A 12,653-nucleotide genomic window follows, 5' to 3' on the forward strand; every position below is an offset into this window, starting at 1 on the left:
CTGTCGTCGCTGCTGAGTAGGGTGGCCCGTCGTGGATGACGAGCCGCAGCTGTTCGACACCCCGTCGAGCCGTGGGGCGACCTCGGGGGGCTCGTTGGCGGACGCGACCCATGCCGCGGCGCCGCTGGCGGTGCGGATGCGTCCGCGGGGCCTGGACGAGCTGGTGGGCCAGTCCCACCTGCGCGCCCCGGGCTCACCGCTGCGCCAGCTGGTCGAGGGCGACCAGTCGCTGTCGCTGCTGCTGTGGGGGCCTCCGGGCACCGGCAAGACGACCATCGCGTCGATCATCAGCCAGCAGACCGGGCGCCGGTTCGTCGAGATCTCCGCGGTGTCGGCGGGCGTCAAGGAGGTCCGGGCCGCGATCGACGCCGCCCGGCGCGACCTGGTCGCGACGGGGGAGGAGACCGTCCTCTTCGTCGACGAGGTGCACCGGTTCAGCAAGGCGCAGCAGGACGCGCTGCTGCCCGGCGTCGAGAACCGGTGGGTGACCCTGGTGGCGGCGACGACGGAGAACCCGTCGTTCAGCGTGATCTCCCCGCTCCTCTCGCGCAGCCTGCTACTGCGCCTGCAGTCGCTCACCGACGACGACATCGCCGCGGTCGTCGAGGCGGCGGTCGCCGACGAGCGGGGCCTCGCGGGTGAGCTGGAGCTGGACGAGGCGGCCCGCGACCACATCGTGCGGCTCGCCGGCGGCGACGCTCGGCGCTCGCTGACCTACCTCGAGGCGGCGGCCGGTGCGGCACGCTCCAAGGGCAGCACGACCATCGACGTCGAGACCGCCGAGACGGCAGCCGACCAGGCGGCGGTCCGCTACGACCGCGACGGCGACCAGCACTACGACGTCGTCAGCGCCTTCATCAAGTCGGTGCGCGGGTCCGACGCCGACGCGGCGCTGCACTATCTCGCGCGGATGATCGAGGCGGGGGAGGACCCGCGGTTCATCGCCCGCCGGCTGATGATCCTGGCCAGCGAGGACATCGGGCTGGCCGACCCGAGCGCGTTGACGACCGCGGTCGCCGCGGCCCAGACGGTGCAGCTGATCGGCATGCCCGAGGCGCAGCTGACCCTGGCGCACGCCACGATCGCCCTGGCGGTGGCCCCGAAGTCCAACGCCGTCACCACCGCGATCTTCGAGGCGATCGCCGACGTCCGGGCCGGCAAGATCGGCAACGTCCCGCCGCACCTGCGCGACGCGCACTACTCCGGGGCGAAGTCGCTGGGCCACGGCGTGGACTACGTCTACGCCCATGACGCCCCCTACGGCGTGGCGGAGCAGCAGTACGCCCCGGACGTGGTCCTCGACCGCGCCTACTACCGCCCCACCGAGCTCGGCGCGGAGTCCGCCGTCAAGCAGCGGTGGGAGCGGGTACGCCGCATCATCCGCGGCAAGTAGTCTTGTCCGTCGTGACCAGCCTTGTCGTCGTACCCAACGCGCTGGCTGTGCTGACCCTCCTCGCGGTGGTGGCCCTGGCCGCCGGTGTCGTGTGGCTCGAGCGCTCGCTGCGCCGGTCACGCCAGCACACCGAGGCGCTGCTGGCGGCCGCGGCGAGCGACGCCGACGCGCTGCGGGAGCAGCTGGCCGGCCTGGAGCTGAGGCTGCGCTCCCAGGCGACCGCGGTCGAGACCCGGGAGCGGGTGCCGGTGGCGGTGGTCGACGACCGCGAGTACCTCATCACCGACCTCGGCAAGGACCGCGGGCCGCGCGTGCCGGCACGGGTCGTCCCGGCGCCGCAGTTCGCCGACATCCTGCTCCGCGAGAGCGTCATCAAGACCGCGGCGCTGGCCGCGGGCCTGCGCCGCGCCCTCGCGCCGGAGGTGCGCAACCGGATCCGCTTCGAGATGAAGCGCGAGGTCAAGCGCTCGCGCAAGGAGCGCAAGCTGATGCTGCGGGCCGCGCGCCGCGACTGGGAGTCGCGCCAGCGGGCGGAGGTGACCCCGTGATCAAGTCGGGCGTCGTCTTCGGCGCCGGTGTCGCGGCCGGTGTCTACGGCGTGGTCAAGGTACGCCGCATCGCGGAGGCGTTCACCCCCGACGGCATGCGCGACCGGATCGGCGCCGCCGTGCTCGGGGCGCGGCTGTTCCGCGAGGAGGTCGCCCAGGGGCAGGCCGACGCGGAAACCCGATTGCGGGAGCACTACCGGACTCTGGAGTCTGGAGTCCGGGCGGAGCGTCGTACCGAGCTCGAAGCACGCACCACCATGACGGCCTCCGTGGCCGCCCTGAGCAACAAGGAAGAGGAACGATGACGGACGGGTACCTGAGCAGCGCGGAGATCCGGAACCGGTTCCTCGCCCACTTCGAGGGGCGGGGGCACACGGTCGTGCCGTCCGCATCCCTGCTGCTGGACGACCCGAACCTGCTGTTCGTCAACGCCGGCATGGTGCCCTTCAAGCCGTACTTCCTCGGCCAGGAGACGCCGCCCTTCAAGCGGGCGACCAGTGTGCAGAAGTGCGTGCGCACCCTCGACATCGAGGAGGTCGGCAAGACCACCCGCCACGGCACGTTCTTCCAGATGAACGGCAACTTCTCCTTCGGCGACTACTTCAAGGAGGGCGCGGTCCAGTACGCCTGGGAGCTGATCACCGGCGACCAGGCCTCCGGCGGCCTCGGCTTCGACCCCGAGAAGGTCTGGGTCACCGTGCTCCCCGAGGACGACGAGGCGCGCGACGCGTGGAAGCGGATCGCCGGCCTGCCCGACGAGCGGATCCAGCCCCGCGGCCTCAAGGACAACTACTGGAACATGGGCGTGCCCGGCCCCGGTGGTCCCTGCAGCGAGATCTACATCGACCGCGGCGCCGAGTACGGCCCCGACGGTGGCCCCGAGGCCGACGAGGACCGCTTCCTGGAGATCTGGAACCTCGTCTTCATGCAGGAGGAGCTCTCCGCCGTCCGCGCGAAGGACGACTTCGACATCGCGGGCCCGCTCCCGAGCAAGAACATCGACACCGGCATGGGCCTGGAGCGGGTCGCCTACCTGCTCCAGGGCAAGCAGAACATGTACGAGATCGACACGGTCTTCCCGGTGATCGAGCGCGCCCAGGAGCTCTCCGGCAAGAAGTACGGCGCCAGCGGCTCCGACGGTCACCTCGACGACGTCCGCTTCCGGGTCGTCGCCGACCACGTCCGCAGCTCGCTGATGCTGATCGGCGACGGCGTGACCCCGGGCAACGAGGGTCGCGGCTACGTCCTGCGCCGGCTGCTGCGCCGCGCGGTCCGCAACATGCGCCTGCTCGGCTACCAGGACCCCGCGCTGCCCGAGCTGCTGCCGGTCTCGCGCGACCGGATGGGGGAGAGCTACCCCGAGCTGGTCACCGGCTGGGACCGCATCGCGCAGGTCGCGTACGCCGAGGAGGACGCGTTCCGCAAGACGCTCCAGGCCGGCACGCAGATCTTCGACCTCGCCGCGGGTGAGGTGAAGGAGTCCGGCGCGGGCACGATCCCGGGCGAGAAGGCGTTCGCGCTCCACGACACCTACGGCTTCCCGATCGACCTGACCCTGGAGATGGCCGCCGAGGCCGGCCTCAGCGTCGACGAGCCGGGCTTCCGCCAGCTGATGAGCGAGCAGCGCGAGCGGGCCAAGGCCGATGCCCGCGCGAAGAAGGGCCAGCACGCCGACACCGGCGTCTACCGCGGCATCCTCGACGCCAACGGCCCGACGGAGTGGCTCGCCTACGAGACGCTCGAGACCGAGTCGAAGCCGCTCGCGCTGCTGCGCGAGGGCGCGGCGGTGAAGGCGCTGGGCAACGGCGAGATCGGCGAGCTGGTGCTCGACCGCACCCCGTTCTACGCCGAGTCGGGTGGCCAGGTGGCCGACGCCGGCACCATCGAGTTCGAGGGCGGCAAGCTCGAGGTCCTCGACGTGCAGCGCCCGGTCCGCGGCCTCGTGGTCCACCAGGTCCGCGTCGTCGACGGCGAGCTGCCGGCCGACGCGCCGCTGCTGCACGCCCGGGTCGACCCGGACTGGCGGACCGGTGCGCGCCAGGCGCACTCCGGCACGCACGTCATCCACGCGGCGCTGCGCGAGGTGCTCGGCCCCACCGCGCTGCAGTCCGGCTCCTACAACCGACCCGGCTACCTCCGCCTCGACTTCGGTTGGCTCAACGCGCTCAGCCCGGAGCAGGTCCACGACATCGAGCAGGTCGCCAACAACGCCCTGCGCGCCGACCTGCCCGTCGACTGGCAGTACATGACGCTCAGCGAGGCCAAGGACTGGGGAGCGCTGGCGCTCTTCGGTGAGACCTACGACGACACGAAGGTCCGCGTCGTCGAGATCGGCGGCCCCTGGTCCCGCGAGCTCTGCGGTGGCACCCACGTCGACCACTCCAGCCAGATCGGCACGATCGTCGTGACCGGCGAGGCGAGTGTCGGCTCCGGCAACCGCCGCATCGAGGCGCTCACCGGTGTCGAGGGCTTCTCCTATCTCGCCCGCGAGCGCGATGTCGTCGGCCAGCTCTCCACCCTGCTCAAGACGCAGCCCGGCGACCTCGTCGGCCGGGTCGGCGACCTCGTGGAGCGGCTCAAGCAGACCGAGAAGGAGATCGAGAAGATCCGTCTCGCGCAGCTGCTGTCCGGTGGAGCGGCCCTCGCCGGGGGTGCCGTCGACGTCAACGGCGTCCGGCTCGTGGCGCAGCGCCTCGACGGCGCGGCCGGCGGCGACGTCCGCACGCTCGCCACCGACGTGCGCGGCCGCCTCGCGGGCGACACGCCGGCGGTCGTCGTACTCATCGGCGCGGCGGACGGCAAGGCCTCCATCGTGGCGGCCCTCAACGACGCGGCCCAGGCCCGCGGCCTCGCGGCCGGCGACCTGGTCCGGGCGGCCGCGCCCTTCCTCGACGGCAAGGGCGGCGGCAAGGCCGACATGGCGCAGGGCGGCGGCACCGACGTCACCCGCATCGACGAGGCGCTCGCGGCGGTCACCGCGGCGGTGGCACAGGCCTGATGCGCTTCGGCGTCCGGCTCGGCGTCGACCCGGGTGACGCCCGGATCGGCGTCGCCCGCAGCGACCCGTCGGGCATGCTCGCCACCCCTGTCGAGACGGTACGACGGGGCAAGGGCGACCTGCGCCGCATCCACCAGATCGCGACGGCGGAGGAGGCGGTCGAGGTCGTCCTGGGCCTGCCCCGCTCGCTGTCGGGGACCGAGGGGCCGGCGGCGGTGAAGACCCGCGAGTTCGCCGTGCGGCTGGCGCGGCGGATCGCGCCCGTCCCGGTGCGACTCGTCGACGAGCGGCTCACCACCGTGACCGCGGAGGCTATGCTGCGCGACCAGCGCAAGGGTGCGAAGCGACGAGCCGTGGTGGACCAGGTGGCGGCCGTCGTGATCCTGCAGCAGGCGCTCGACTCCGAGCGCGCCACCGGCCAACCCCCCGGCGAGCTGGTGACCCCCGACGAGCAGGACAGGGACGAGGGAGACGCATGACTGAGTCGGTCCTTCCGGACATCGAGCCAGGGCGCCGGCGCGCACCGAAGCGTCGCTCGGGCGGCCTGCGCATCCTCCTCGTCTTCGCCGTCTTCGCCGCGGCGCTCGCCCTCGCCTTCGTGTACGTCGTCCGGCCGGCCTGGGACCGCCTGTTCGCCGATCCCGAGGACTACCCGGGCCCGGGCAAGGGCGAGGTGACCGTGGTCATCGACCCGGGCCAGAGCGTCCAGTCGATGGGTGAGGAGCTCGAGGAGCTCGACGTCGTCGCCTCGTCGGAGGCGTTCGTGGACGCTGCGAAGGCCAATGCCGACTCGCAGCGCATCCAGGCGGCGACGTACACGATGAGGAAGCAGATGAAGGCGTCCGACGCGGTCGCCTATCTCGCCGACCCGGCCAACGCGGGCGCCGGCAACACGGTCACGATCCCCGAGGGCGCACGGGTGCGCGACGTCGTCGCCACCATCGTCGAGAAGACCGACTTCACCAAGCCGCAGCTGACCAAGCTGCTCGCCAGCCCGGCGACGATCGGCCTGCCGGCCGAGGCGGCCGGCAACCCCGAGGGCTACCTCTACCCGGCGACCTACGAGATCACCGACAGCACGACGCCCAAGAGCCTGCTCAGCCAGATGGTGGCCAAGACCGCGGCCGTCGAGAAGGACCTCGGGATCGCCGGCCGGGCGAAGCAGCTCGGCCTCACCCCGCACGAGGTGATCACGGTCGCGAGCATCCTCGAGTACGAGGCCAACCGCGAGCCGGACTACCCGAAGGTCGCCCGGGTGATCTACAACCGCCTCGACGACGGGATGCGGCTGCAGCTCGACTCGACCGTGTCCTACGTCAGCAAGCGCAAGGGCGACGTCTGGACCACGGCCGAGGAGCGCCAGGACGACTCGCTCTACAACACCTACCAGCACGAGGGCCTGCCGCCGGGCCCGATCGGCTCGCCCGGCCAGGCGACGATCGAGGCCGCGCTGCGCCCCGCCGACGGGCCGTGGCTCTACTTCGTCCCCGACTACGAGAACGACACGACGGTGTTCTCCACGACGCTCGCCGAGCACAACGTGGCGGTCGAGCGGCTGCGGGAGTACTGCCGGACCCATGACGAGTGCTGAGCCGGTCGACCGTGCGGTGCCGCGGTACGGCGTCGTGGGCGACCCGATCGCCCACTCGCTGTCTCCCGTCCTGCACCGCGCCGGGTACGACGCCCTCGGCATCTCCGCGCGGTACGACGCCGTGCGGGTCCCCGAGGGCACCCTGGCGTCGTACGCCGCCGGCCTGGGGCCGGAGTGGCGCGGCCTGTCGGTCACGGCGCCGCTGAAGCGGGAGGCGCTCGCGCTCGCGACGACGGTCACCGAGCGGGCCACCCTGGCGGGCGGCGCGAACACCCTGGTCCGCACCGCCGACGGGTGGGCGGCCGACAACACCGACCTGCCGGGCGCGGTCGCCGCGATCCGGGAGACCTACGACGGGCCGGCCGGCGTGGCCACGATCATCGGCGCCGGCGCGACGGCCGCCTCGACCGGCCTGGCGCTCGCCGACCTCGGCGTCCGCACGATCCGCCTGCTGGCGCGCGAGCCCGCCCGGGCGGCGGAGACCGCGGCGGCGCTGGCCCGGGACACCCGGCTCGAGGTCGACGTCCTGCCGCTGGACGGGGCAGCCGTGGTGGGGGAGATCGTGGTCTCGACGATCCCGGTCGCCGCGCAGACCGACGCCCTGGTGGCCGCGACGTGCGGCGCCGCGGTGGTCTTCGAGGTCGTCTACGACCCGTGGCCCTCGCCGATCGCGGCCGCAGCGCAGGAGCGCGGACAGGCAGTGGTGTCGGGTCTCGACCTGCTCGTGCACCAGGCCGTGCTCCAGTTCGCGATGTTCACTGGTCACAACGGGCCATTGGAGACCATGCGGAAGGCGGGCGAGGCGGCCCTGGCCGCCCGATAGCGTCCACCCCATGCTCGCGCTCCCTGTCCTCGTCGGTGCGCTCGCGGGCCTGCTGGGCGGTCTCGCCGTCCCGCGGCTGGTCGCGTGGTGCCCGGAGCCCGAGCACGACCCGGCCGAGAACCCGGACGACTTCCCCGACCACGTCCCGTTCGCCGAGCTGGCGGCACGCCCGCGCCTCGGCCTGTGGTGCGGCCTCGCCGGCGCCCTGGTCGGCGCCACGCTGGGCGTGTCGATCGGCTGGGGGTGGGCGCTGCTGTGGCTGCTCGCCGTCGTGGCGCCGTGCATCGCGCTCGCGGTGATCGACTACGTGACCTGGTACCTCCCGAAGCGGCTCGTCCTGCCGTCGTACGCCGTCGTGGCGGTGCTCGAGGTCGTCGGGGCCGTCGCCCTGGGCAAGCCGACGCTGCTCGTCCTCGCGGTCGGGGGCATGGTCGTGCTCGGCGGCTACTACGGCCTGATGTGGATCATCAGCCCGCGGATCATGGCATTCGGCGACGTCCGCCTCGGCGGGCTGATCGGCCTCGCGCTCGGCCCGCTCGGCGCGGCGTCCGTCCTCGTCTCCGTGCTGGCTGCCGCGGTGCTCTCCGTGCTCGCCTACGTGCCGATGAGGCTGCGCGGCAACGCGATCCGCCGCGAAGGGGTGAGGGGGCCGCTGAAGGAGAACCTGCCCTACGGCCCGTTCCTGCTGCTGGGTGCGCTCGTGGCCGTCGTCGTGGGACGGGTCCTGGCCGGCCTGTAGGGCCGTGGGAGACTTGCTCCCATGTTGCGCTGGCTGACTGCGGGGGAGTCCCACGGCCCCTCCCTGGTCGCGATCCTCGAGGGCCTGCCGGCCCACGTCGAGGTCACGACCGACGACATCTCCGACTCGCTCGCCCGTCGCCGCCTGGGCTACGGCCGCGGGGCGCGGATGAAGTTCGAGGCCGACGAGGTCACCCTGACCGGCGGAGTCCGCCACGGACGCACCCAGGGCGGACCGGTCGCGATCGAGGTGGGCAACACCGAGTGGCCCAAGTGGGAGACGGTCATGTCGGCCGACCCGGTCGACCCGGAGGTGCTGGAGAAGCAGGCGCGCAACGCCCCGCTGACCCGCCCGCGCCCGGGCCACGCCGACCTCGCCGGCATGCAGAAGTACGACTTCGACGACGCCCGCCCGATCCTGGAGCGCGCCTCCGCGCGTGAGACCGCGGCCCGCGTCGCGCTCGGCCGCGTCGCCAGCAACTTCCTCGAGCAGGCCACCGGCGCCCGCATCGTCAGCCACGTACTGGAGATCGGTGGTGTCCGTACGCCGTCGCGCGAGGTCCCGACGCCCGACGACGTCGCGCGTCTCGACGAGGACCCCGTGCGCTGCCTCGACGCGGACGGCTCGAAGCAGATGGTCGAGCGGATCGACCAGGCCCACAAGGACGGCGACACCCTCGGGGGCGTCGTCGAGGTCGTGGTCCACGGCCTCCCGGCCGGCCTCGGCTCGCACGTGCACTGGGACCGCCGCCTCGACGCGCGCCTCGCCGGCGCGCTGATGGGCATCCAGGCGATCAAGGGCGTCGAGGTCGGCGACGGCTTCGAGCTCGCCGCCACGCCCGGCTCGCTCGCCCACGACGAGATCGTCCCCACCGACGAGGGCCTGCGCCGCGTCTCGGGGCGCTCCGGCGGCACCGAGGGCGGCATGACCACGGGCGAGATCCTCCGGGTCCGCGCCGCGATGAAGCCCATCGCGACCGTCCCGCGGGCGCTGCGCACCGTCGACCTGGCCACCGGCGAGGAGGCCGTCGCGCACCACCAGCGCTCCGACGTGTGCGCCGTCCCGGCCGCCGGCATCGTCGCCGAGGCGATGGTCGCGCTGGTGCTGGCGGACGCCGTGCTGGAGAAGTTCGGCGGCGACTCCGTCGGCGAGACCCGGCGCAACGTGCAGACCTACCTCGACAACCTCCGCTACCGGTGACCGCTCCCCGCGCCGTCCTGATCGGCACGATGGGTGCCGGCAAGACGACGGTCGGACAGCTCGTCGCCGGCGCGCTCGGCGTCCCCTTCGCCGACACCGACACCGTCATCGAGCAGCGGATCGGCAAGACCGTCCAGGAGATGTTCGTCGACGACGGCGAGCAGGCCTTCCGCGCGCTCGAGCGCGAGGTCGTCGCCGAGCACCTCGCCGGCCACGACGGGGTGCTGTCGCTCGGCGGCGGCGCCGTCCTCGATCCCGGCACGCAGGCGCTGCTGGAGCCCCACCGGGTGGTCTTCCTCCGGGTCGGCCTCGCCGAGGCGGTCAAGCGGGTCGGGCTCGGCGTCGGCCGGCCGCTCCTGCTCGGCAATGTCCGCTCCCGCGTCAAGGTGCTCCTCGACGAGCGCGCCCCGATCTACGAGGGCCTGGCCCGGTTCATCGTCGACACCGACGGGCGGGCGCCCGAGGACGTCGCCGCCGAGGTCGTCGCCGCCCTCGCCGCCCTTGAGGAGACCCCGTGAGCGCACCCACCGTCATCCCCGTGGCCACCGCGGCGCCGTACGACGTCGTGGTCGGCCACGGCGTCCTCGACCGCCTGCCGGGCCTGCTGCCGGCCGGTGTCCAGCGCGTCGCGATCGTCTGCCCGGAGTCGCTCGAGGACCTGCTCGAGCCCCTGGCGGACCTGCTCGACGGCTACGAGGTCGTCGTGCTGCAGGTGCCGGACGGCGAGGAGTCCAAGGACTGGGAGGTCGCCGCCGCGTGCTGGGAGGGGCTCGGCGAGGAGGGATTCACCCGCTCCGACGCGGTCGTGACCCTCGGCGGCGGTGCGACCACCGACCTCGGCGGGTTCGTCGCTGCCACCTGGCTGCGTGGCGTCGCGGTCGTCCACGTGCCGACGACCCTGCTCGCCATGGTCGACGCGGCCGTCGGCGGCAAGACCGGCATCAACACCCCCGCGGGCAAGAACCTCGTCGGCTCCTTCCACGAGCCCGCCGGCGTGCTCTGCGACCTGGCCCTGCTGGCGACCCTGCCGCGCGAGGAGCTGGTCGCCGGCCTCGGTGAGGTCATCAAGTGCGGCTTCATCGCCGACCCCCGGATCCTGGAGCTGGTCGAGGAGACCGAGCCGACCGACCTGACCGCCGACTCGCCGGTGCTGCGCGAGCTCGTCGAGCGGTCGGTCGCGGTGAAGGCGGCGGTCGTCGCCGGCGACCTCAAGGAGAAGGGCGGCGTCGACGGCCACCCGGGCCGCGAGGCGCTCAACTACGGCCACACCCTGGCCCACGCGATCGAGAAGGCCACCGACTACGGCATCCGCCACGGCGAGGCCGTCGCCATCGGCTGCGTGTACGTCGCCGAGCTGGCCGCCCGCGCCGGCGGGCTCTCCCCGGAGCTCGTCGCCCGCCACCGTGCTGCGTTCGGCAGGGTCGGGCTCCCGACGTCGTGGAGCGACGCCTCGTTCGACGACCTGCTCGCCACCATGCGCGTCGACAAGAAGTCGCGCGGCAACCAGCTGCGGTTCGTCGTGCTCGAGGACCTGGCGAAGCCGGTCGTGCTGGCCGGGCCCTCGGAGGAGGACCTGCGGGCGGCGTACGCGGCTCTGGCAGGATCCTGAGCCATGGGCAAGCAAGAGGTCTACGTCCTCAACGGGCCGAACCTGAACCGGCTGGGACGCCGGCAGCCGGAGATCTACGGCCACACCACGCACGCCGACCTCGCCAAGCTGCTGACCGGCTGGGGCAAGGACTACGGCCTCCAGGTGCGCTTCCAGCAGACCAACCACGAGGGCCAGATGATCGACTGGCTCAACAACGCCGCCGACTGGGGCTGGCCGGTCGTGCTCAACGCGGCCGCGTGGACGCACTACTCCTACGCGATCTTCGACGCCTGCGCGCAGCTGACGGCGCCGCTCGTCGAGGTGCACATCAGCGCCCCGTCGAAGCGGCCGGAGGAGTTCCGACACACCTCGGTCGTCACCCCGCACGCCGCGAAGGTGATCGAGGGCGAGGGCATCGACGGCTACCGGCAGGCGCTGGAGTTCATCGCGGCGCAGTGAGGCCCGCGACGGGGAGGGTGCGCCGCAACCGGCTCAGCCCGCGGTGACGGGCCACCCGGACCGCGGTCGGGGTCATGCCCAGCGCGATCGCCGTCTGCTGGTTGCTCAACCCGGCGACCTCGGTGCAGGTGAGCACCTCCCGCTCGCGCGCGGGCAGTGACAGCAGCGCCCGCCGGGTCCAGTCGGCACCCGACACCTCCTCGGCGAAGCCCGGCTCGGTCGGCGGACGCAACGGGATGACGGTGGCGAGGGTGGCGGGCTCGACGGGCGCCGTCGCGCGCCGCAGGGTACGACGACGCGCCGCCCGGACGTGGTTGCGGGCGATGCCGAACAGCCAGCCGGCGAAGGCGTCGCGGTCGCCCTCGAAGTCGGCGATCGAACGGGCGGCCACCAGCCAGGTCTCCGCGACCAGGTCGTCCGGGGCCGTCAGCACGTCACCGGACGGACGCGACTCGAGCCAGACCAGCAGTCGGCCGGTCAGGCTCTCGTAGAGGTCGCGCCAGGCGTCGGGGTCCCCGTCCCGAGCCCGCGTGATGAGTTCGTCCTCCACCGTGCGGCGCCGTCTCAGGCCCCCGCCGAGGCGGCCCCGGTGGGACCGTCCGCGCTGTCGTCGCTGCCCCCGCCCGAGCCGTCGCCCCCGCCGCTGCCGCTGTGGTGGCCGCCGTCGTCGGTCGAGTCCGGGCTGTCGGGCGTGTCGGTGCCCTCGGGCGAGTCCGTGCCGTCGTCGGAACCGCCCCGCCCGCCGTGGCTGTCGTCGGTCGTGTCGTCGGAGCCGCGGTGGTCGCCGTCCTGCGTGGCGTCGTCGCCTCCGCCGCCGCGGCCGTGGTCCATCCCGCCGCCCGTGCCGCCCTCCGTGCCGCCTTCCGTGCTGCCCCCGGTGCCGCCGGCCGTGCCCGGGCCGGGGACGGTCGTGCCGGCGCCGGCACCGGACGCGTCGTCGTCGGGCGGGCGGGTGGTGTCACCGTCGTCGCCGGTCGTCGCACCGCCGGTGGTGGACGCGTCGTCGCCGGGGGTGATCGACGTCGCAGGCAACGGCTCCGTGTCGTCGTCGCGCCCCAGCCCGGTCAGTGCCACGGCGCCGCCCGCGACCACGGCGACCGCGGCGGCCGCGGCGACGGCAGCGGCCCAGCCGCGCGGGGCGACGGCCGGCGTCGTACCGGACCCGGGGACGGAGGCGCGCGCCTCGAGCGCCAGCTGGGCCATGAAGGCCGGGTCGGCCGGCGTCTCCGGGATCGGCAGGCTCAGGTCAGGGGTGCGGTCCATGCGCATTCGTTCTCGTCAGGGGTGGGGAGTGATCGCCCGGGAGCCATT

General features: G+C 73.4%; 14 protein-coding genes. 12 read left to right on the top strand and 2 right to left on the bottom strand.

From position 1 onward, the window contains the following. Positions 1-31 precede the first annotated feature (31 nt). The 12 genes from AC2YHB_RS13460 to AC2YHB_RS13515 are packed head-to-tail and all read left to right on the top strand — an operon-like array spanning position 32 to position 11,342. Positions 32-1,393: a replication-associated recombination protein A gene (locus AC2YHB_RS13460; RefSeq protein ID WP_308645696.1), complete on the top strand. Its 1,362-nt coding sequence runs from the start codon at positions 32-34 to the stop codon at positions 1,391-1,393. Between the two features lie 11 nt (positions 1,394-1,404). Continuing rightward, positions 1,405-1,941, top strand: coding sequence for a hypothetical protein (locus AC2YHB_RS13465; RefSeq protein ID WP_179651612.1), 537 nt, complete (start codon positions 1,405-1,407; stop codon positions 1,939-1,941). After that, entirely contained in the window at positions 1,938-2,246 is a 309-nt protein-coding gene (locus tag AC2YHB_RS13470) for a DUF6167 family protein (RefSeq protein WP_051932216.1), read from the top strand. Before AC2YHB_RS13465 ends, AC2YHB_RS13470 begins: the two co-directional genes overlap by 4 nt. Then, the gene (gene alaS, locus AC2YHB_RS13475) at positions 2,243-4,939 is read left to right on the top strand and encodes an alanine--tRNA ligase (protein WP_242530234.1); all 2,697 of its coding nucleotides are present in this window, start codon (positions 2,243-2,245) and stop codon (positions 4,937-4,939) included. Before AC2YHB_RS13470 ends, alaS begins: the two co-directional genes overlap by 4 nt. Beyond that, positions 4,939-5,418, top strand: coding sequence for a Holliday junction resolvase RuvX (gene ruvX / locus AC2YHB_RS13480; protein ID WP_179651610.1), 480 nt, complete (start codon positions 4,939-4,941; stop codon positions 5,416-5,418). The genes alaS and ruvX overlap by 1 nt, the downstream gene beginning before the upstream one ends. Continuing rightward, the gene (gene mltG, locus AC2YHB_RS13485; protein ID WP_179651608.1) at positions 5,415-6,530 is read left to right on the top strand and encodes an endolytic transglycosylase MltG; all 1,116 of its coding nucleotides are present in this window, start codon (positions 5,415-5,417) and stop codon (positions 6,528-6,530) included. Before ruvX ends, mltG begins: the two co-directional genes overlap by 4 nt. Continuing rightward, complete coding sequence (locus tag AC2YHB_RS13490) at positions 6,517-7,353, top strand: shikimate dehydrogenase (RefSeq protein ID WP_179651606.1); 837 nt, start codon at positions 6,517-6,519, stop codon at positions 7,351-7,353. Before mltG ends, AC2YHB_RS13490 begins: the two co-directional genes overlap by 14 nt. A gap of 10 nt (positions 7,354-7,363) precedes the next feature. Then, a complete protein-coding gene (locus AC2YHB_RS13495) occupies positions 7,364-8,092 on the top strand; it encodes an A24 family peptidase (protein ID WP_179651604.1) in 729 nt (242 codons plus the stop codon). Between the two features lie 21 nt (positions 8,093-8,113). After that, complete coding sequence (gene aroC / locus AC2YHB_RS13500; protein WP_179651603.1) at positions 8,114-9,292, top strand: chorismate synthase; 1,179 nt, start codon at positions 8,114-8,116, stop codon at positions 9,290-9,292. Beyond that, entirely contained in the window at positions 9,289-9,810 is a 522-nt protein-coding gene (locus tag AC2YHB_RS13505; protein ID WP_308645695.1) for a shikimate kinase, read from the top strand. Before aroC ends, AC2YHB_RS13505 begins: the two co-directional genes overlap by 4 nt. Next, positions 9,807-10,901 carry a 3-dehydroquinate synthase gene (gene aroB / locus AC2YHB_RS13510; RefSeq protein WP_179651602.1) on the top strand — a complete coding sequence of 365 codons (1,095 nt, stop codon included), beginning with the start codon at positions 9,807-9,809 and terminating at the stop codon, positions 10,899-10,901. Before AC2YHB_RS13505 ends, aroB begins: the two co-directional genes overlap by 4 nt. A gap of 3 nt (positions 10,902-10,904) precedes the next feature. Further along, positions 10,905-11,342 carry a type II 3-dehydroquinate dehydratase gene (locus tag AC2YHB_RS13515; RefSeq protein WP_036545012.1) on the top strand — a complete coding sequence of 146 codons (438 nt, stop codon included), beginning with the start codon at positions 10,905-10,907 and terminating at the stop codon, positions 11,340-11,342. Here the strand turns inward: AC2YHB_RS13515 and AC2YHB_RS13520 are convergent. Together AC2YHB_RS13520 and AC2YHB_RS13525 are read right to left on the bottom strand one after the other, a co-directional pair. Next, positions 11,326-11,892 (bottom strand): RNA polymerase sigma factor, encoded by a 567-nt coding sequence (locus tag AC2YHB_RS13520; protein WP_179651601.1) that lies wholly within the window; start codon positions 11,890-11,892, stop codon positions 11,326-11,328. The genes AC2YHB_RS13515 and AC2YHB_RS13520 overlap by 17 nt on opposite strands. A gap of 14 nt (positions 11,893-11,906) precedes the next feature. After that, the gene (locus AC2YHB_RS13525; RefSeq protein WP_179651600.1) at positions 11,907-12,605 is read right to left on the bottom strand and encodes a hypothetical protein; all 699 of its coding nucleotides are present in this window, start codon (positions 12,603-12,605) and stop codon (positions 11,907-11,909) included. Positions 12,606-12,653: the final 48 nt, after the last annotated feature.

The organism is Nocardioides sp. SRI_004 (assembly GCF_057586415.1).